The following is an 18,769-nucleotide window of genomic DNA, read 5'->3' on the forward strand; positions in this document are numbered from 1 at the left end:
TTTACCTTCGCCGCACTTGCCTTCTTTAGCTGCTTTTTTGTCTGCGCCGCATTTACCTTCGCCACATTTGCCTTCTTTTTCGGCTTTTTTATCGCCGCCGCATTTACCTTCACCACATTTACCTTCTGCGGCATCTAGTTGATAGCCTGCTTGCATTTGCTGAAATTCAAATGGGTTTGCACTGGCATCAGTGGCTGCAAAACTTGACGCACCTACTACAACCGCACCTAATGTTAATGCAATTGAATTTTTCTTAACTGTGTTCATTCGATGACTCTCTTTTTTATAAAGGGTTATTAAACAAGACCCGAGAACTAAAAATTACTTTCAAAATTTTTATAATTATTTTCTGAAAGTGCCAAGAATGCAAATTACGATTTATAAAACAATCCAGAACAGCTAGAATACGCGTCCTAATTTTTGATGAGTTAACAGGTATCATGCGACTAGTTTTAGCACCGATGGAAGGCGTTGTGGATTTTAAAATGCGACAACTCCTAACTGATTTAGGTGGATTTGATTTATGCGTAACAGAGTTTGTTCGTGTCGTTGAAGACACACTGCCCGAACGCGTGTTTCATCGCTATTGTCCTGAGCTAAAAACAGGTGGCTATACCCGTGCAGGTACGCCAGTGCGTATTCAGTTGCTAGGTCAAGTTGCCGATGCTTTGGCAGCAAATGCCGTCAAAGCAATACGCCTAGGCTCGCATGGTATCGACTTAAATTTTGGTTGCCCAGCTAAAACAGTGAACAAAAGTAAAGGTGGTGCGGTACTGTTAAAAGATCCTGAACACATGTACGAAATTATTAAAACCGTACGTGATGCTGTTGACCCTTGCCATGAAGTTAGTGCCAAAATTAGGCTTGGTTTTGATGATGATAGTAATAGCCAAGAAATTGTTGATGCTGTTGTTAGCGCTGGTGCTTCAAGTCTTGCTATTCATGCCAGAACTAAAAGAGATGGTTACAACCCACCGGCATATTGGGAAAAAATCCCGCCGTTGATCAAAGATAAAAATATTTCGGTCGTTGCTAACGGCGAAATTTGGCAAGTTGAAGATGCCATGCTTTGTCAAAAGCGCAGTCATTGCCAAGATTTAATGCTTGGTCGTGGTTCATTAGCGATGCCTGATTTAGCAAAACAAATAAAATCTCATGCAGAAAACGAGCATTACACTCCGATGTTATGGGAGCATGTGATATACCACATTATTCATTCATCTATGCATCAAGACGAGAGCAAATGTGAAAAGTATTTTGCTTCTCGTACTAAGCAGTGGCTCGGCTATTTAAAACGCCAATACCCACAAGCTAACGCACTTTTTGATGAGATCCGCCGTCTAAAAGCCAAAGATGAAGTTGCAGATGTACTAAGAAAGTACGCGAAAGCGCCGAGTATTGATACAAATCATAATTAGCAAATCGATTTTGTTTGATAATACCAGTATTGCCCACTTGGAAGAAAAGCGATGAACAATACTGAAATTCAAACAAAGTTATCTGCGGAACTTGCGCAGGTTAGACAACGTTTACTCGATATGCTGGCTAATTCTGATCAAGCCTATCATCAGCAACTGCTATCGCAACTCAAGGATAATCCCCCTTCAGACTGGTTAGAGCTGACAGCAAATAATCTCGGTTCTGAGTATCAAATATTGATTGCTCGAATAGAAAAGTTAGAAGCAGCACTATGCCAAATCGATATTGGGCAGTATGGCTATTGCTGTGATTGTGAAGAAAAAATTGATGACGAACGTTTACTTGCAGATCCTGCAAGCCAACGCTGTCGACGTTGCGCTCCATAGAGCGCAGCGCTGTACTAATTTATAAAAATAAAGCTCATCGCAGGATAAAGCACGATATCCTCAATTAACCAATCAGCTTGCTGCTGAACTACACCTAAACGCTTCATCAAGTTGACACGTGCTTGCTGTTCACTCCACGTGTGATAATGAATACCTAAGTCAGTTTCCATCATAACTTGCCAGAAGTATTGCTCCCCTTGTGTTAATTTACGCTTACTTTTGAGCGGGTCGAGATAATCAAGCTGCCAATCAAGGCCTGTGTGCTGATGATTTTCTACAAAATAATTCATTACTAATGGTTTAGCGTGAGAGTCTGATACAGGTAATACAAAATCTGCACTCTGCGATTGCTTTAACGAAGCCTGTATCTCACTTAACCAATTTAAAGGTGGCTTAGTTTCACCACTAAAGTAATTAAGTTTACTTTGATACCAATCTTTACCGTTTGCCAAACCAACTAAACCAAGTTTTGTACGCGGTTTATACTGAGTTAAATATTGATTAAGTTTGTTTAGTGCTGCTTGTACACTGTCATCGCTATTATCAAGGTGCGATTTGACCATATTATGTAAAAGCGTTAATTCGATTTTATTTAATTTCAGATTGCTTTGCTCAGCTGCAATTAACTGCGTTTCAACTAACTCTAGCCAGTTAGCTAGTGCATTTACTGAGTAGTCATCTAATGAACGAGCTTGGCTAATAACATCACGTTGTACAGGCCATACAAAGTAACGCTCAGGATAACGCTCAGCAATAATTAAATAATTTAATTGCGCCTGTTGTGACACATCTAACTTAATCGCTTTTAGTCCTTGATAAGCTTGATGACGCGCTTGCAAATAACTTTCTGAGAAAGGCCAGCTAGCAGCTTCACTTTGCTGTTCTTGAGTCGATAATAAATTATTAATAGTTTGCAGCGCTTGCTGCCCTTCACGAAATGTTTTGAAACCTGATGTTTGCTCAGAGCAAGCTATCAGCATCACACTTGCGACAACTAATAATACGATCTGTCTTAGCATTTTAAAATTCCATAAAAAAAGCCCCAGAGGGGCTTTTTAATTTAAAACAACATCAATTAGATTTTTACACCGTTACGAGCGGCTTTATCTTTGATGAAGGTCGACCAGCTCTTCGCGAAACGACGCGTGCGCGGATCATCCATTGCTTTAGTGATAGCGTTGTAAGCTTGCTTGTACTTCTCTTGGTAGTAGTAAGCTTCAGCTAAATCAGAGTAGATAGTTCCTTTTTTGTCAGAACCTAACTCTAATGCCTTGTTCAAACGAACAACGGCTGCACTATAGTTTTGCGATTGTAAAAGTAATGAACCCGCTTTGCGATAAAGCTCTGCATCGTCATCAAATTTAGCCGCTTCTTCATAGTATTTAGCTGCTTTTTCAATATCTTTAGAACGGTGGTAGTTAGATGCCACTGCACTGATATTTTGCTTGTTACGCTTAACTTTTTCTTCGTTGATTGCCTTTTCAAGCACGACTGCTGCTTTGTAAGGAATATCATTTAACGAATAGAAGTTAGAAAGTACTTTGTATTCAACTTCGTTTTCAAAATAGCCATTTTTGTAGGCAACTTCCATGGTCGCTAGACCTTTCTTGAAGTCTTCGGTTTGTAGGTAGTATTTACCTAAACCAACCCAGGCTTTTTTGTCTTCAGGCCAAACACGAACAATCTCTTCAGCTACTTCTACCATGTTTTTGTACTGTTTAAGTTCAAAATAGGCAGCTAGCTTTAATTGGTAAGAAGCTTTAGCAGGTTCTTTTGCCAATTCGATTGCTTTGTCTGCAGCAGGAAGTACGTCTTTGTAAAGCTTTAACTCGTAGTTTGCTTGCGCAATACGTGTATAAACTTTGTCGTCTTCCTCACCTGTGAAGTCCATCCAAGCTGCATAAGCTTCTTTTGCTTTTGCATATTGCTCAGTACCCGCGTACATATCACCTAGAAGTTTTAGGCCTTGCTCTTGGTCAGCAAAGTTTAAAACGTCAGGCTTAACTGCCGCTGAGATGTGCTTAATAGCCAATTGGTACTGCTCTTTTTGAGCGTACATTTGACCTAAGTAACGATCAACTGTTGCCTTATCGAAATCATCTGAAGGATCAATTTCTTTAAGTAGTGCAATCGCTTCATCAAGCTTATCTTCATTGTACAAGTCAAACGCTTTAATAACTTTCTTACCAACGCGCTCGCCCATAACTTTAGTTTTTGCTTTTTTACGCGCTTCAATCTTCGCGTAATCTGGCGCCGCTAAAGCAGGTGCAGTGAAAGCTACACCTGATAGAGACATAAGAAGCGCAAGTGCAGTTACTTTAGATAAATTTCTCATTACTCGCCTCCTTAGTTGCCTTGGTTAAGTTTAAAGTCTAATTGTACTTGAAGACCAAATTGCTTCTGTGGTTTACCATCGATGATTTTCGGACGGTATTTCCACTTACGTAGCGCACGTTTAGCTTCGCGGTCGAAGATACGTTTAGGATCTGCGTCGATCACTTGAACATCTTCTACACCACCCACTTCATTGATAGTGAATGAAAGTTGTACCCAACCTTCTTTACCATCACGCGCTGCTTGCGTAGGGTATTTTGGTTCAATACGAACGATAGGTGTCGCGTCACCATCACGTCCAAATGCACCTGGACCACTTAGGCCACCAGCTGTGCTACCCACATCGATGCTTGGCATATTAAATGACAAACCACCAGTGTTCGGGTTGCTGTTTTCCGGCTGAGGCGGCTGCGGCTTAGGCGGCTGCTTTGGCGGTGGCGGAGGCGGAGGCGGAACACGCTTCCTCTCCTGCACCTTAGATTCAGGCGGATTCGTCATAATTTCGACTACAATCTGTTCTTTTTGTTCAGTCGCACGATCAGCTCCACCGGAGATGAGGTACGCCATGAAGTAGAACAAGCCGAAAGTAACTGCCCCACCTGCAATCAGTGAAAACAGAAAACGAATCATTACTGATCTCCAGCTATTGAAATTTTAAGGTTATCACCCGTCGCTTTGATCTGGTCCATAACTTTAACTACTACGCCGTGTTTTGCTTCTTTATCAGCTTGCAAAATTACAACTTCAGTAGGTTGTTCTGCTAATAAACTTTCAAGCTTAGCTGATACACGCTCAACGTCTACTTGTTGTTTATCAATCCAGATCGCACCGTCAGCGCGGATAGCAACAAAAATGTTTGCATTTTTTTGCTTCGTAGCTGCAGCTGCTTTAGGTTTATTGACTTCGATACCAGCCTCTTTAACGAACGATGTAGTTACGATAAAGAAAATAAGCATGATAAATACGATGTCAAGCATTGGCGTCATGTCAACCGCTGCTTCTTCTTCTTCACGAAAACGTTGTTTACGTGCCATATTTAATTCTCTCTCTAGTGATGAGGCATGCTATCTACAAGTTTAGCTTTCGCCATTCTCGCTCTCGCTTCTAGACGTGAGCTAAAGAATACTCCAGATAGTGCCGCAACCATTCCAGCCATTGTTGGGATTGTTGCCATTGAAATACCTGATGCCATTAAACGTGCGTTACCAGTACCTTGAGTAGCCATGGTTTCGAAAACCGCGATCATACCCGTTACAGTACCTAATAAGCCGATTAAAGGACAAACAGCTACTAATGTCTTAATCAACAACATACGCTGATCTAATTTTTCAGACGCTTCAGAAATCCATGCTTCACGGATTCTGTGTGCGTACCAAGACGTAGTGTCTTGGCGGGCATCCCACTGAGCTACAATGTTCTTCGTCATACGAGGAAACTCAGCTAGTAGGAACCAATAGCGCTCAATCATTAAAACCCACATAAGAAAGAGTGCTATCGCGACCACGTATAATACCTGGCCGCCTGTGCCAACAAAATCCCTGATAGATTCCCAGATCTCCATCAGGACTAGCATTAGGCTTTCTCCTTCTCCGCGTGAGCAGCGATGATACCAGCGCTTTGCTCATCAAGGACATGTAGAACCGACTTACTACGACCCGCAACAATTGAGTGAAGTAGAATAAGTGGTAGAGCTGCAATTAGACCTAACGCTGTAGTAACAAGTGCTAGAGAGATATTACCAGCCATGATCTTCGGATCACCTGTACCGAACAATGTGATTGTTTGGAACGTAAGGATCATACCGATTACCGTACCTAGTAGACCTAGTAATGGAGCGATTGCTGCCAAGATCTTGATGATGTTGATACCAGCTTCGATGCGAGGCGTTTCACGTAGGATTGCTTCGTCAAGTTTAAGCTCAAGGTTTTCAACGTCTTGATTCTTGTTGTCAGCGTATACCTTAAGAATACGACCCAGTGGGTTGTTTGTATTCGGAGTAGAAAGGTTTTTAAGCTGGCTCTTAATCTTAGTGCTAGTAAGCGCAAGATCAATGAAACGAACGATGAAGATAAGTAGACCAACAATTAATAGTAATGTGATGATGTAACCTACTTCAGCACCTTGCTCGTAGTATTCCATTAGTGATTTCTTCTGCGTGTTGATACGTAAGATCGCGCCACGAGTTGGGTCGATATATACGCCAGCATAGTTATCTGCAGAAGTACCTTCTAAATCGCTGATACCAGCTAGGATGTAGCTATCAGGTTGCTTACCTAGAGGTTGAATCGCTTTAGTTTCTGGAGAGTAGATTAAATAACCGTCGTCAGTTACTAAGTTGAAGTTACCGATACGAGTTACTTTCTTCACAGAAGATGAACCGTCAAGACCTGCAACTTCAGTTTCGAAAGTTGAAACTTTAGCTGACTCAGTCATTTCAGTTTGAAGAGAAATCCAAAGCTCTTCTAGTTCACGAACAGTTGGAAGTTCTTTCGCAGCAGCTAGTGAGCGAAGTACTTCAGCACGTCCTGGTTTTTCAGCTGAAACAAGTGATGCTTCGATTGAACCGATTGCATCAGCAGCTGCACGACGTACAACACCGAACATCTCACCTAATGTACCTTGAGCATTTAAAAGAGCTTGCTCTTTTTCTGCTAAAGTATTTTCGTTTTGAGCATATTCTTTAGCTAAACGGTCACCACGTGCTTTTTCAGCAGCTAGGTCGCTTTTAGCTTTGTTAAGTAACGCTTGCTTGTCAGCACGAGCTGAAAGGAACTCTTGTTCACGTTGCTTATTTAATTTGCCTTCAGAGATACGTTCTTGCTTAACTTGCTCAAGAATTTTGTCTAAAGCATCAGTGTTTGCGTGTGCATTAAGCGCGGTACCTGCAGAAACAGATAGTACTGCTGCAACAGCAAAACCTTTAAATAGTTTCTTCATTATTGATTACTCCGCGCCAAAAATTGGTAGTTTAACAAGTTCTAATGTCGCTTGTTTACGCGCCATACGGATAACTTCTTTAACAGGTTTTAGGTATTCTTCACCTAATTCTTTCCACTGTTTAGTGTTGTTATCCCACACCCACGCGTGCTTAAGGTCAAAAGACTGAGCTACGTAAGTGATACGACCTAAACGACCGAAGTCAACGTTGATGCTCTTACCATCAATCTCAAGAGTACCTTGAGAAGCAGTTACAGCTGAGCTGTATGCAGTTTCAACAGTGTAAGCTTCAAGAACTTGGCGGAATTTTTCAGATGTAGTAACTGATGCTGACGCCATGATGTCACGAAGTCTTTCAACACGTGCAAGACGGTTTTCAAGATTGAACGGAACGTCCGCTTTGATGAATTGCTCAAGCGTATCGATCATGCGATACATCAAAGGCACAACGTTTTGTTTCGTGTTATCGATAGTTGCGATTTGACGGTCAAACGATTCGATTGAAGCGTTTTGGTCAGCGACCAAACGTGCTACGTGATCGTTATAAACCTTCATTAGCTCAGTTTCGTCAACAACGCTACGGTACTCAGCGATTAGCTCTTGAGTTTGACCATATACATTGTCAATTTTAGTTTGAGACTTAACAGCAGCCTTTTGAATTTGTTGACCTGCATCTTGCACATCTTTCAAAGGATCTGCAATCACATTGCTGCTTGCAAATGCAAAAGCGCCAACCAACGCTGATGCTACAAGACTCTTTCTGATTTTAACAGACATAGTTCCCAACCAATTAAGTAATGTTACTTTTATAATTTAATTATCCTCCGAAGAGGACAACCCTGATATCTTTTAATAGATATCAACTCTCCAATAATGCTAAATGCTTCAGAGTCTGTCAACTTGATGTTCGGCTTTCATCGGAAAAATTTGGTGACTCGTCGTTGAGATGAAAATAACCAAAACAATGAATTAACAAAAATATAACAGAGGTATTCATGTGGTACTTCTATAGCCCTTTACTGGCGAACATTGCATTCATATTAGGTTCAACCTTAAACATAAATGTAACATTTTATGAAATCTGAAAGTGCTGAAGAAAAATGAAAAAAAAATTCACTTTGTTCATCTAAAAAATCTGTTTTGAAGAATTTTTATGCACTCAATACATCTAACCGCTCAATAAGCAGCCAAATCAGACACTAAACACAAGAATGAGAGAGTTGAAATCTCTCACCGCTACGGGTGAGAGAGTTAAAATACGGCGCGGTCTTTAACTAGCTTAGCGAGTGAGATAATTGAATCAACCTCAAGTTTTTCAAATATTTTCGCTTTGTATGTACTTACCGTTTTATTACTGATGAAAAGTTTTTCACCAATATCTTTGTTTGATAAGCCTTGTAGTAGATAATTCATCACTGCGAGTTCACGTTCAGTGAGTAACTCGTCTATGTCTTTTTCAGACGCTATTAGGTGCTCTTGTGGAAAGAAAGTATAGCCACGCAAAATCATTTCAACTGCGGAGGAGATATCTTCAAGGCTTTCGGCCTTGTTAACAAATCCTTGAGCGCCTAGCTTTGCTGCAGTGCGAATAATATGTTTGTCTTGCTTAGCAGATAAAAACAATACTTTGCCAGTAAACCCACTACTGACTGCGCGCTTATATAAACTAAAGCCATCTGAGTCTTCTAACTCAATGTCTAAAATTGCCAGCGCTACATTATTACTTTTTAAAAACTGCAATGCTTCCTTTTGACTTCCAACAGCTTGTACTTCGTTAACTAGTGTAGACTTAGCGAGTACCATTTTAATTGCTGTTGCCACCATCGGGTGGTCGTCTACCAAAAGTATATTGTTTCCTATGCTCATCGATTAGCAAACCTTCATTATATTTCATCAAACAAGTATAAGTTACTCAGCATTTATTCCACTTGTGGATAATTTAAGTTTAGCGGGTTATTTCTAGATTGGTGAAAAATAACTATAAACTTTTTTAGCTGCTCACTTTCGAGTTCGATCAAAACTACAAACTAAACATAACGGGTGATGTCATGTTAAATAAATCCTATCGGTACAGCATATAATACTTTAGTTATGGAGAGTAGCTTTTAGGACATAGAATGCGAAGTTCTAGCTTATTGGCTGATTAATTTAGTCTTAAACAATGCCTTTGGAGGAATATAATTTCGGTACAGTTTATAACTATTTATAGAGAGTTAAAACTCGGGGTTTGGCAGGAGATAAAAATGAATTTTTGGTGAAACAGAAACTGTTTCACCAAAATGCTTAGGTTCGCATAATTAATTATGCTACTTCTACGTTCTCAGCTTCAGGGCCTTTTTGACCTTGTTTGATGCCGAAAGATACTTGCTGACCTTCGCTTAGAGTGCGGAAGCCTGTACCTGTGATAGCGCTGAAGTGTACGAATACATCAGGGCCATTTTCTTGTTCAATAAAACCGAAGCCTTTAGCTTCGTTGAAGAACTTAACTTTACCAGTAACCGTGTTTGACATACCAAATTTTCCTGTAAGTCAATTATTAAAATTCAGCCATAATGGCTCTATCCTCCCTGAGTGAATGCCCAAAAAACTTGGGGTAAAGTACAGGAAGAACCAATAACCAAACCGGTAACCGTACAGCCGCACATTATCCGTAAATTCAATACGCAAAAACTCAAAGCAATTTAAGACTAACACATTAAATTGCTTTTAGCTCTATTAATCGAAAATAATTTTAAGGTCAACTGCCTAAACAAAAATATATGACAGTACTATTTATAAACAATTAATTATCAATGAAAAAAGCCCATCAAATAGATGGGCTTTTAAATCTCAATTTATAGCTTGCTAAAACTTACTTAACTTGCCAATCCATTTGCGCTTCTGCTTTGATTGGAACTACTTCTGAATCACCTAGTTTATAGCTTGCTGGTACTGTCCAGCTCTCTTTAACTAGTGTAATTGTATCTTGGTTTCGTGGCATACCATAGAAGTCAGGGCCAAAGTGACTCGCAAAACCTTCAAGCTTGTCTAAAGCACCCGCTTCTTCAAACGCTTCTGCATAAAGCTCAATAGCTGCATGTGCAGTATATGCACCGGCACAACCACACGCCGCTTCTTTTTTGTCTTTGTAATGTGGTGCAGAGTCAGTACCTAAGAAGAATTTTTTGCTGCCGCTTGTTGCAGCACCAATTAACGCTTGCTGGTGAATGTTACGCTTTAAAATAGGTAAGCAGTAATAATGCGGGCGAATACCACCTGCTAGCATATGATTACGGTTATAAAGAAGGTGATGAGCAGTAATTGTTGCAGCAACATTCTCTGGTGCATTATTAACAAACTCTACTGCATCTTTCGTGGTGATGTGCTCAAGCACAATTTTAAGACTCGGGAAGTCATTAACCACGTCCGCTAGAATTGTTTCTAGGAATACCTTCTCACGGTCAAAAATATCAATTGATGAATCGGTTACTTCACCGTGCACTAGCAGCAACATCCCTACTTCTTGCATTGCCTCAAGTACAGGGTAAATGTTTTTGATTGATGTTACACCCGAATCTGAGTTGGTCGTCGCACCAGCTGGGTACAACTTAGCAGCAACAATTTTACCTGTCGCTTTAGCTTTTTTGATTTCTTCTGGTGTAGTTTTGTCTGTTAGGTAAAGCACCATTAATGGTTCAAAGTTACCTTGTGGGCCCGCAGCTTTAATTCGCTCATAGTAAGATAACGCAGTGTCTGTGCAGGTTGCCGGTGGAACAAGGTTTGGCATGATGATCGCGCGACCCATATAACGGCTAGCATCACGAACGGTATCAACGAGTTGCTCGCCATCACGTAAATGAATGTGCCAATCATCAGGGCGTGTAATTGTTAGAGTTTGCATCGAATTTAAATCTGACATTGCTTGTTTCCACGGCTAAAGTTAGGGGGATAGCGTAAACATTGAGCAAATAACCTCGCTTATTTACCCAAGTTCATATTCAGGTGCCTAGTTTACACCAGTTCCAGTTTTTTTTGAAAATAACTTTGTGGATAGTTTGATAGTAGGTTAACGTAATAAATTAATACAACATTTCGGTTACCTTTTATTCTATGCCTAAGAGTTTAGACGCTGCTTTTGCACTTGAGGTCAAAACAGACCAACTACATATTATTAATCAGTTCTCATCATCTGTGATGCAATTAGACACAGTTGAAGAATTGTTAGAGTATGTCACGTCAGAAGTGGTAAGCCGCCTAGGTTTTATAGAGTGTGTTATTTATCTAGCCGATGACAAAACTCGCACCCTCAAAGAAATGGCGTCTATTGGCACAGCAAGCAGCCATGATACTTACCATATCGACCGAACAGAAATTAGCTTTGACCAAGGTATTACGGGGTATGTCGCAAGCACTGGTAAACCGTTAATGATTGGCGATGTCAGTGAAGACCCTCGTTATATCGCTGACTCTCGCCCTGCTCTTTCTGAGCTTTGCGTACCATTAGTTTATAAAGAAAAAGTACTGGGTGTCATTGACTGTGAGCACCCGCAAAAAGATTACTACAACGACGCCCATTTAGAGATTTTATCAACAGTGGCGCATCTATTAAGTGCCAAGATAAATCAAGTTCGCACCGTAGAAGACTTACAGCAAACTGTGATGCAGTTAAATGATGCGCAAAAGCTAGAACGCTCGATGCTGCAAATTGCCAATCTAACTTATCAATCGAGCGAGCTAGATAGTTTCTTTGAATCTTTACACGGCATTATTACCTCTTTACTTAGGGCTGATAACTTCTTCATTGGCCTGTATGACAAGCAACTAGATGTACTTGATTTAGTTTACATTATCGAAGAAGGCGTGCGTTCTAACGCGCATAAGAAAATATCGAAAGAACAATTAAAAGACACCGCATCTTATTACTTATTAAATATCGACCAATCTTTACTTTTTACGAAAGAAGAATTTCAACAGCATATTGATGCTGGTCATTTTAAAATGGTTGGTCGTCAGGCCGAGTCTTGGCTGGGTGTGCCATTTAAAGTAAATGAGCGCATTAGTGGTGTTATCGCCGTACAAAGTTACAGTAAAAGCTATCATTATGACGAACATGACCGTGCCTTACTTACGTATGTGAGCCGCCAAATTAGCATGGCGATAGACCGTCAATTATCAAGACAAGAGCTTGAGCACCGCGCTCTTCACGACGAATTAACCGGCCTTGCTAATCGCTCGTTATTAATAGAACGTATTAAACATGCGATCCTTCGCCTAGCAAGAGCTGATAAGCGTCACCAACATGCCCTGCTCTATCTAGACTTTGACCGCTTCAAGAGTATCAATGATTCATTAGGTCATGAGGTTGGCGACCACTTTTTGGTAAAAATCTGTGAGTTGATCTTAGGTACCATTCGCAATACCGATACCTTTGCCCGTTTAGGGGGGGATGAGTTTGCCATCTTTATGGAAAACATCACCGATAAACAACAAATTAATGATGCTCTAGATCGCATTCAACAGGTACTAACAGAGCCTCTCAATATTGACGGCCACCTATTGCAAGCATCTACCAGTATAGGCGTTGCCTTTTGTGAAAGCAGTCGCGACCAAGCTTATAAGCTATTACAACATGCCGATGCAGCAATGTACGAGGCAAAGTCATCTGGCCGTGGTAAGGTTAAGTTTTTCAACAATACCATGCGTAAAAAACTTAAAAATCATGCTGATATAGAAAATGATTTACAGCATGGTATTGAGCATGACGATTTTGAGCTTTACTACCAGCCAATTTTTACCATTCAAGACACAAGAGTTGTAGGTTTTGAAGCACTTGTACGCTGGCACCACCCAAGTAAAGGCTTTGTCTCGCCAAATGATTTTATTCCCGTTGCTGAAGACACAGGGCAAATTATCAATCTAGATTTACATTTGCTTGAGCTTGCTGCAAAGCAAATCGCAAAGTGGACGAGTGAAGGAAAAGCATTTGGCCGCATTACTGTGAATGTATCATCACGTCATTTTGCGAGCCTCGATTTTGTAGCGCAAATACATTCCTTATACAAACAATATAAATTGCCACTTGGCTCATTATGTTTAGAAATCACAGAGTCTGGCCTTATTGGCAATTTAGAGCTGGCAACAAAAATCATTAAGGGCCTTGAGCCTCTTGAAGTAAAACTGTGTTTAGATGACTTTGGCACAGGCTACTCAGCGCTTGGTTATTTACATCAATTACCGATTCACATAATGAAAATTGATAAAAGTTTCATTGACCACTTAAACAAAGCGCATAACCCCTTGGTTGATGCCATTTTATCATTAGCACAATCGTTAAAACTCGATGTCGTTGCTGAAGGGATTGAAACAGAAAAACAATTGGCAATCCTAAAACAAACTCAATGTAAGTTTGGTCAAGGCTTTTTAAAAGCGAAACCCATGCCCGCCAGTGAAGCAGAAAAAGTCATCACTCACGGCCTATAATGCTAATATAAAAAAGCCTTGCAAATACAAGGCTTAGTTTGTTTATACTTTACAAAAAGTTACAGCTCGCCAGGTGCAAAGTTATCAACGGCTATCGCTTGTTTACGTAACTCATTGGCTTGGTTCATGCGCTCTGCAACGGTTTCGTTAATCAAGTTTTTCTCTGCCGCTGCGGCAATTGCGCCCTCGAGTTCAAGGTTTTTAGCAATAGTGCCTTCTTTTTGCCATTTACGAAGCTGCTTAAAGTCTTCATGGGTATCAATCATGGCTAAAAAGGCATTTTCCATTACACCAGTCCCTGCATTTTCATCGACATAACAAAGGTGGGTTAATCTGTCCCTAAAGACCCCTGGTTTGCTCATGTGCTCACACATTGTTTGGGCTAACTCATCACTTGGACGGTGGTAATGGTTACCTAGTGGGAACACAATACGTTTTAGTAAGAAATTAATTACAGGATTAGAGAAGTTTTTAAAGAAGCCGTCGAATGCCTGACCAATGCAGAATAACGAATGCTCAACGGCATATTGCACAAATGGTAGGTCAGCTTGCTGACGTCCTTCATCTTCGTAGCGTTTCAATACACATGAAGCAAGATATAAGTGGCTAAGCACATCACCTAAACGCGCCGAAATCATCTCTTTGCGTTTTAACTCACCACCTAATACTAGCATCGCAACATCAGTACAAAATGCTAAACCACAACTCATGCGGCTTAACTGTTTGTAGTAAACAGTAGTTGCGCCACATACAGGGGCTTTAGCGAAGTAACTGCGTGTTAAACCGTGCACAAATGCCATACCTGCATTACTGCCAGCAAATAAAATATGTTGCAGTAGTAATGAATCAAATTCTTTTAAGGCAACATCATGGTCTTCCATTGCTGCTGCTTCCATTTCTTTTAAAACAAACGGATGACAGCGAGTGGCACCTTGACCAAAGATCATCAAATTACGAGTAAGAATATTTGCACCTTCAACGGTAATCGATACCGGGATCCCCATATAGCCATGAGCTAGATAGTTATTCGGCCCGACTTGAATACCTTTACCTGAATGAATATCCATAGCGTCATTCATTACTGTACGACCCATTTCAGTCATATGGTACTTAGCTATAGCGGTAACCACAGACGGACTCAATTTTAAGTCAATCGCCCCTGCAGTCATTAGCCTTGCTGATTCTAAGGTGTAAGTTAAACCACCAATGCGAGCAAGCGCCTCTTGAACACCTTCAAATTGGCCAATCGAAACACCAAACTGTTGGCGAACGGTTGCATAGGCTGATGTCATTCTTGAAGCCAAATGGCCAGTTGCTGTACTAAGCGCCGGTAACGAAATACCGCGGCCTGCACTTAAACATTCAACTAACATGCGCCAGCCTCGACCAGCGCCTTTTTCGCCACCGATGATCCAATCAAGTGGAATAAACACATCTTTACCGTATGTTGTGCCATTCATAAATGCCATGTTTAACGGGTAATGACGCTCACCTGTTTGTACACCTTCGTGATCAGTTGGAATAAGCGCACATGTAATGCCAAGCTCTTTTTTATCACCTAATAAACCCTCAGGATCGTACATCTTAAATGCAAGACCCAGCACTGTGGCAATGGGTGCAAGGGTGATATAACGTTTTGACCAGTTAAGTTTTAAACCAATCACTTCTTCACCGTCATGCATGCCTTTACACACTACGCCTGTATCAGGAATACTGCCTGCATCAGACCCAGCCTCAGGACCCGTTAATGCAAAACAAGGCACATCATCACCCTTAGCCAGGCTTGGCAACCAACGCTCTTGTTGCTCGGTAGTACCATAATGAAGGAGTAATTCACCTGGACCTAAACTATTGGGCACCATTACGGTGACCGCAGCGGTTAAGCTCTTAGTGGCAATTTTCGATACGATGGTTGAATTTGCAATCGCCGAAAACTCGCGACCACCAAATTTTTCAGGAATGATTAACGCAAAAAATCCTTCTTTTTTTAGGTAGTCCCACACTTCTTTTGGTAGGTCTTTATCTTTTTGCACGATTTGATAATCATCAAGCATGACTAACAAGGTTTCGACTTGCTCGCCCATAAATGCGCGTTCTTTTTCGCTGAGTTCAGGTTTAGGAAAACGATGCAGTTTTTGCCAATCAGGGTTACCACTGAATAGTTCACCATCCCACCAAACATCACCTGCTTCCATAGCTTCACGTTCTGTTTGCGATAACGGCGGCAAAACTTTTTTAAACATACTAAACGTAGGTCGTGTGACAAGATTGAGGCGAATGTCTTTCACCGCAAAAATTACAATCACAGCAACCAGTAACAGAATGATTACGGTCGTCATTGTGCAATCCTTTTATTTTAATTAACTGCTTCAAGTATGACTGATCGTGCCATAAATACAACGTAAGCAGCTCTTACTTAGGTTGTTTTCAACTAGGCAGTTTGTTGTTTACTAAGACACTGCTATTATGCATGGGCAATAAATAACAATAAACTTCTAGGGAACGTTATGAAAAAGACTCCATTTAAGCTCAGCATCAGCGCGCTTATGGTCGCAAGTGCACTAGCACTTACTGGCTGTAATGATGACACTGCGAGCAATAAAACAACGACTGCTGAAGTCAAAACAAGCCAAGTTACCGCACAAGATGCCGATAAATTTATCGCCGCTACTGAAAAAGAATTAAGCGCGCTTTATTTAGAAGCAAGCCGTGCTGAATGGATTTATGCCAACTTCATTACCCATGATACTGCGGAACTATCTGCTGAAGTAAATCGCAAGATGACCGAAGCCGTTGTTCGCCTTGCTAATGAAGCCGCAAAATTCGATAGTTTAGAGCTAGATTACGATGCGCGTCGTAAACTCGATAAACTTAAACTAGCGCTTACCTTACCTGCACCACAAGATGCTGAAAAAACAGCTAAGCTCTCACAATTAGTGGCTGAGCTAGGGGGTATTTATGGTAAAGGTAAATACTGTAAAGAAGATGGTAGCTGTTTAAGCCTTGGCGACATGACCGCAAAAATGGCAACGAGCCGTGATTACAATGAATTGCTTGATTTATGGCAAGGTTGGCGTCAAGTTTCAAAACCTATGCGCCCGCTTTATGAGCAACAAGTTGCCCTCACCAATGAAGGTGCAAAAGAGCTAGGTTATGCAGATACAGGTGCTATGTGGCGTAGTAAATACGACATGCCAGCCGATGATTTTGCAAAAGAACTCGACCGTATTTGGGGCCAAGTTAAACCGCTTTATGATTCATTACATTGTCATGTTCGTGCCAAGCTAGGTGAAAAATATGGCGAGGATAAAGTACCACAAGACCAGCCTATCCCTGCACACCTACTAGGAAATATGTGGGCACAAACGTGGGGTAACATTTACGATGTTGTTGCACCAGAAAATGCCGATCCTGGTTATGACGTAACAGAACTATTAGCTGAGCACGATTACGACGAACTTAAAATGGTACGTGGCGCTGAGAAGTTCTTCACCTCAATGGGTTTTGCGCCATTGCCAGATACCTTCTATGAGCGCTCACTATTCACTAAACCTCAAGATCGTGACGTACAGTGCCATGCGTCAGCTTGGAATATTGATAGCAAAGACGACCTACGTATTAAGATGTGTATTCAACGCACAGGTGAAGAATTCTCTGTTATTCACCATGAGTTAGGCCATAACTTCTATCAACGCGCGTACAACACGCAGCCTATTTATTATCAAGAAAGTGCGAACGATGGTTTCCACGAAGCGATTGGTGACACCATTGCTCTTTCTGTAACGCCAGGTTATTTAAAAGAAATTGGTTTATTAGACGAAGTACCTGATGAATCTAAAGATATTGGCCTATTAATGAAAATGGCATTAGACAAAGTAGCATTTATTCCATTTGGTTTATTAGTAGACCAATGGCGCTGGAAAGTTTTCTCGGGTGAAGTAACACCTGAGAACTACAACAAAGCGTGGTGGGAATTACGTGAAAAATACCAAGGTGTACAAGCGCCTATCGCACGTAGCGAAGCAGACTTCGATCCAGGTGCTAAGTATCATGTACCAGGCAACACGCCTTACACACGTTATTTCCTAGCGCACATTTTACAATTCGACTTCCACAGAAGTTTATGTGAAATTGCCGGTAACGAAGAAGCGATTCACCGTTGTTCTGTATACAACTCTGCTGAGGCAGGTGAAAAACTAAATGCTATGTTAGAAATGGGCTCAAGCCGCCCATGGCAAGAAGCTCTTGCTACTATCACTGGTAAAGAAGAAATGGATGCAACAGCAATCTTAGATTACTTTGCACCGTTACAAAAATACCTTGATGAGCAAAATGAAGGCCGCCAGTGCGGTTGGTAATGATAAAAACGAAAAAGCCCGCATAATGCGGGCTTTTTTATATCATAAAATTAATGATTAAAACTGTAAGCTTACGTTTGCAAAGTATGCATCGTAGTCTGAGTCATCCCAGTTGTTTGCATAACCTGCTTTTAAACCAATGTTTTTGTTAAAGAAGTGCTGTGCACCAAAGCTGTAGTCATCTTCTTTATTAAACGTTACAAATGCTGACGTTGCTTTAGAGAAGTAGTAGTTAGAACCTAGTTCCCAAGAGCTACCGCTATCGTCTGTATCTGAGATTGTACCTTCAATTGTTAGGTAGTTACCTTGTTGAAGATCCATGAAGTATTTTGCATTTACTGCACGGTAATCAAACTCATCGTCTGCTGTGAATGTGAAACCTAAGTAATCAGTGCTGTTAAGCTGGTGATTGTATTTAAGGTCGAACATTACAGTGTTATCACCGTCTTCTACGTCGATAAATGTCGCTTTAAGAAGAAGGTTAGGATTAAAGAAGTAACCTGCAGACACATTGAATAAATCAGTATCTGAACCGTAATCGTAGTTGCTGTAACCCGCACCAAATACAAAATCTTGTACGAAGTATTCACCACCGATGTTAGTTACATCACCAAAGTCATCATCTGCGTACGAACCAAACACGTTGGTTGTTCTGTTGATGTATTCAAACTGGTCGTATGGACCCATTGTTTTCTTTGGCGCGAAGTAATACGTTGAATCAACACTTACTGTGTCGTTGCCATCGGTGTCCATGTATCCTAAATGGCTGATTGATTGGTAACTATCCGCAGCAGTCGCGGCAGTTGACAGAAGCATACTCGAAATAATAACTGCTAACTTTTTCATAAACAGATTTCCCTATTAACATTGTTTCAT

At 40.9% G+C, this 18,769-nt stretch carries 16 protein-coding genes and 1 pseudogene; 4 read left to right on the plus strand and 13 right to left on the minus strand.

Annotated features, from left to right (window positions below; translation table 11 throughout):
- Positions 1–267 (minus strand): annotated as a pseudogene (locus AN213_RS20300) (hypothetical protein); the annotation flags it as partial.
- A 173-nt stretch (positions 268–440) separates the two neighbouring features.
- Between AN213_RS20300 and AN213_RS00595 the strand changes: the two are divergent.
- Positions 441–1,418 carry a tRNA-dihydrouridine synthase gene (locus tag AN213_RS00595; RefSeq protein WP_055196827.1) on the plus strand — a complete coding sequence of 326 codons (978 nt, stop codon included), beginning with the start codon at positions 441–443 and terminating at the stop codon, positions 1,416–1,418.
- 51 nt (positions 1,419–1,469) lie between these two features.
- On the plus strand, positions 1,470–1,805 hold the full coding sequence (locus AN213_RS00600; RefSeq protein ID WP_054561739.1) for a TraR/DksA C4-type zinc finger protein: 336 nt from the start codon (positions 1,470–1,472) through the stop codon (positions 1,803–1,805).
- A 14-nt stretch (positions 1,806–1,819) separates the two neighbouring features.
- Here AN213_RS00600 and AN213_RS00605 read toward each other — a convergent pair whose 3' ends face one another.
- The 10 genes from AN213_RS00605 to pyrC all read right to left on the minus strand — a co-directional run bounded on the left by AN213_RS00605 (position 1,820) and on the right by pyrC (position 10,974).
- Positions 1,820–2,824 carry a hypothetical protein gene (locus tag AN213_RS00605; protein WP_055196829.1) on the minus strand — a complete coding sequence of 335 codons (1,005 nt, stop codon included), beginning with the start codon at positions 2,822–2,824 and terminating at the stop codon, positions 1,820–1,822.
- Between the two features lie 56 nt (positions 2,825–2,880).
- The gene (locus AN213_RS00610; RefSeq protein WP_054561741.1) at positions 2,881–4,140 is read right to left on the minus strand and encodes a hypothetical protein; all 1,260 of its coding nucleotides are present in this window, start codon (positions 4,138–4,140) and stop codon (positions 2,881–2,883) included.
- An 11-nt stretch (positions 4,141–4,151) separates the two neighbouring features.
- Positions 4,152–4,769, minus strand: a complete 618-nt coding sequence (locus tag AN213_RS00615) for an energy transducer TonB (protein ID WP_054561742.1) — start codon at positions 4,767–4,769, stop codon at positions 4,152–4,154.
- The gene (locus AN213_RS00620; RefSeq protein WP_054551557.1) at positions 4,769–5,173 is read right to left on the minus strand and encodes a biopolymer transporter ExbD; all 405 of its coding nucleotides are present in this window, start codon (positions 5,171–5,173) and stop codon (positions 4,769–4,771) included. Before AN213_RS00620 ends, AN213_RS00615 begins: the two co-directional genes overlap by 1 nt.
- Before the next feature lie 14 nt (positions 5,174–5,187).
- Positions 5,188–5,712, minus strand: coding sequence for a MotA/TolQ/ExbB proton channel family protein (locus AN213_RS00625; protein ID WP_054551558.1), 525 nt, complete (start codon positions 5,710–5,712; stop codon positions 5,188–5,190).
- Positions 5,712–7,076 carry a MotA/TolQ/ExbB proton channel family protein gene (locus AN213_RS00630; RefSeq protein ID WP_054561743.1) on the minus strand — a complete coding sequence of 455 codons (1,365 nt, stop codon included), beginning with the start codon at positions 7,074–7,076 and terminating at the stop codon, positions 5,712–5,714. The genes AN213_RS00625 and AN213_RS00630 overlap by 1 nt, the downstream gene beginning before the upstream one ends.
- A gap of 6 nt (positions 7,077–7,082) precedes the next feature.
- Complete coding sequence (locus tag AN213_RS00635; RefSeq protein ID WP_054551560.1) at positions 7,083–7,853, minus strand: DUF3450 domain-containing protein; 771 nt, start codon at positions 7,851–7,853, stop codon at positions 7,083–7,085.
- Between the two features lie 474 nt (positions 7,854–8,327).
- Positions 8,328–8,942 carry a response regulator transcription factor gene (locus tag AN213_RS00640; protein WP_063705929.1) on the minus strand — a complete coding sequence of 205 codons (615 nt, stop codon included), beginning with the start codon at positions 8,940–8,942 and terminating at the stop codon, positions 8,328–8,330.
- Between the two features lie 435 nt (positions 8,943–9,377).
- Entirely contained in the window at positions 9,378–9,587 is a 210-nt protein-coding gene (locus AN213_RS00645) for a cold-shock protein (RefSeq protein WP_036967526.1), read from the minus strand.
- 340 nt (positions 9,588–9,927) lie between these two features.
- Complete coding sequence (pyrC, locus tag AN213_RS00650) at positions 9,928–10,974, minus strand: dihydroorotase (protein ID WP_055196831.1); 1,047 nt, start codon at positions 10,972–10,974, stop codon at positions 9,928–9,930.
- A 191-nt stretch (positions 10,975–11,165) separates the two neighbouring features.
- Between pyrC and AN213_RS00655 the strand changes: the two genes are divergently transcribed.
- On the plus strand, positions 11,166–13,535 hold the full coding sequence (locus tag AN213_RS00655) for an EAL domain-containing protein (RefSeq protein ID WP_055196833.1): 2,370 nt from the start codon (positions 11,166–11,168) through the stop codon (positions 13,533–13,535).
- 59 nt (positions 13,536–13,594) lie between these two features.
- On the opposite strand, the gene AN213_RS00660 is transcribed toward AN213_RS00655, so the two are convergent.
- Positions 13,595–15,874: an acyl-CoA dehydrogenase gene (locus AN213_RS00660; RefSeq protein WP_055196835.1), complete on the minus strand. Its 2,280-nt coding sequence runs from the start codon at positions 15,872–15,874 to the stop codon at positions 13,595–13,597.
- 168 nt (positions 15,875–16,042) lie between these two features.
- Here AN213_RS00660 and AN213_RS00665 point away from each other — a divergent pair, with 168 nt between their 5' ends.
- Entirely contained in the window at positions 16,043–17,893 is a 1,851-nt protein-coding gene (locus AN213_RS00665; protein ID WP_054561748.1) for a M2 family metallopeptidase, read from the plus strand.
- A gap of 57 nt (positions 17,894–17,950) precedes the next feature.
- On the opposite strand, the gene AN213_RS00670 is transcribed toward AN213_RS00665, so the two are convergent.
- Complete coding sequence (locus tag AN213_RS00670; protein ID WP_054561749.1) at positions 17,951–18,739, minus strand: putative porin; 789 nt, start codon at positions 18,737–18,739, stop codon at positions 17,951–17,953.
- Positions 18,740–18,769 lie beyond the last annotated feature (30 nt).

It is taken from the genome of Pseudoalteromonas sp. P1-8 (assembly GCF_001399985.1).
GTDB lineage: Bacteria > Pseudomonadota > Gammaproteobacteria > Enterobacterales > Alteromonadaceae > Pseudoalteromonas.

Bases quoted from the DNA above. Each gene is read 5' to 3' on its own strand.
- AN213_RS00595 (WP_055196827.1), top strand. From the start codon at position 441: ATGCGACTAGTTTTAGCACCGATGGAAGGCGTTGTGGATTTTAAAATG.
- AN213_RS00600 (WP_054561739.1), top strand. From the start codon at position 1,470: ATGAACAATACTGAAATTCAAACAAAGTTATCTGCGGAACTTGCGCAG.
- AN213_RS00605 (WP_055196829.1), bottom strand. From the start codon at position 2,824: ATGCTAAGACAGATCGTATTATTAGTTGTCGCAAGTGTGATGCTGATA.
- AN213_RS00610 (WP_054561741.1), bottom strand. From the start codon at position 4,140: ATGAGAAATTTATCTAAAGTAACTGCACTTGCGCTTCTTATGTCTCTA.
- AN213_RS00615 (WP_054561742.1), bottom strand. From the start codon at position 4,769: ATGATTCGTTTTCTGTTTTCACTGATTGCAGGTGGGGCAGTTACTTTC.
- AN213_RS00620 (WP_054551557.1), bottom strand. From the start codon at position 5,173: ATGGCACGTAAACAACGTTTTCGTGAAGAAGAAGAAGCAGCGGTTGAC.
- AN213_RS00625 (WP_054551558.1), bottom strand. From the start codon at position 5,712: ATGCTAGTCCTGATGGAGATCTGGGAATCTATCAGGGATTTTGTTGGC.
- AN213_RS00630 (WP_054561743.1), bottom strand. From the start codon at position 7,076: ATGAAGAAACTATTTAAAGGTTTTGCTGTTGCAGCAGTACTATCTGTT.
- AN213_RS00635 (WP_054551560.1), bottom strand. From the start codon at position 7,853: ATGTCTGTTAAAATCAGAAAGAGTCTTGTAGCATCAGCGTTGGTTGGC.
- AN213_RS00640 (WP_063705929.1), bottom strand. From the start codon at position 8,942: ATGAGCATAGGAAACAATATACTTTTGGTAGACGACCACCCGATGGTG.
- AN213_RS00645 (WP_036967526.1), bottom strand. From the start codon at position 9,587: ATGTCAAACACGGTTACTGGTAAAGTTAAGTTCTTCAACGAAGCTAAA.
- pyrC (WP_055196831.1), bottom strand. From the start codon at position 10,974: ATGTCAGATTTAAATTCGATGCAAACTCTAACAATTACACGCCCTGAT.
- AN213_RS00655 (WP_055196833.1), top strand. From the start codon at position 11,166: ATGCCTAAGAGTTTAGACGCTGCTTTTGCACTTGAGGTCAAAACAGAC.
- AN213_RS00660 (WP_055196835.1), bottom strand. From the start codon at position 15,874: ATGACGACCGTAATCATTCTGTTACTGGTTGCTGTGATTGTAATTTTT.
- AN213_RS00665 (WP_054561748.1), top strand. From the start codon at position 16,043: ATGAAAAAGACTCCATTTAAGCTCAGCATCAGCGCGCTTATGGTCGCA.
- AN213_RS00670 (WP_054561749.1), bottom strand. From the start codon at position 18,739: ATGAAAAAGTTAGCAGTTATTATTTCGAGTATGCTTCTGTCAACTGCC.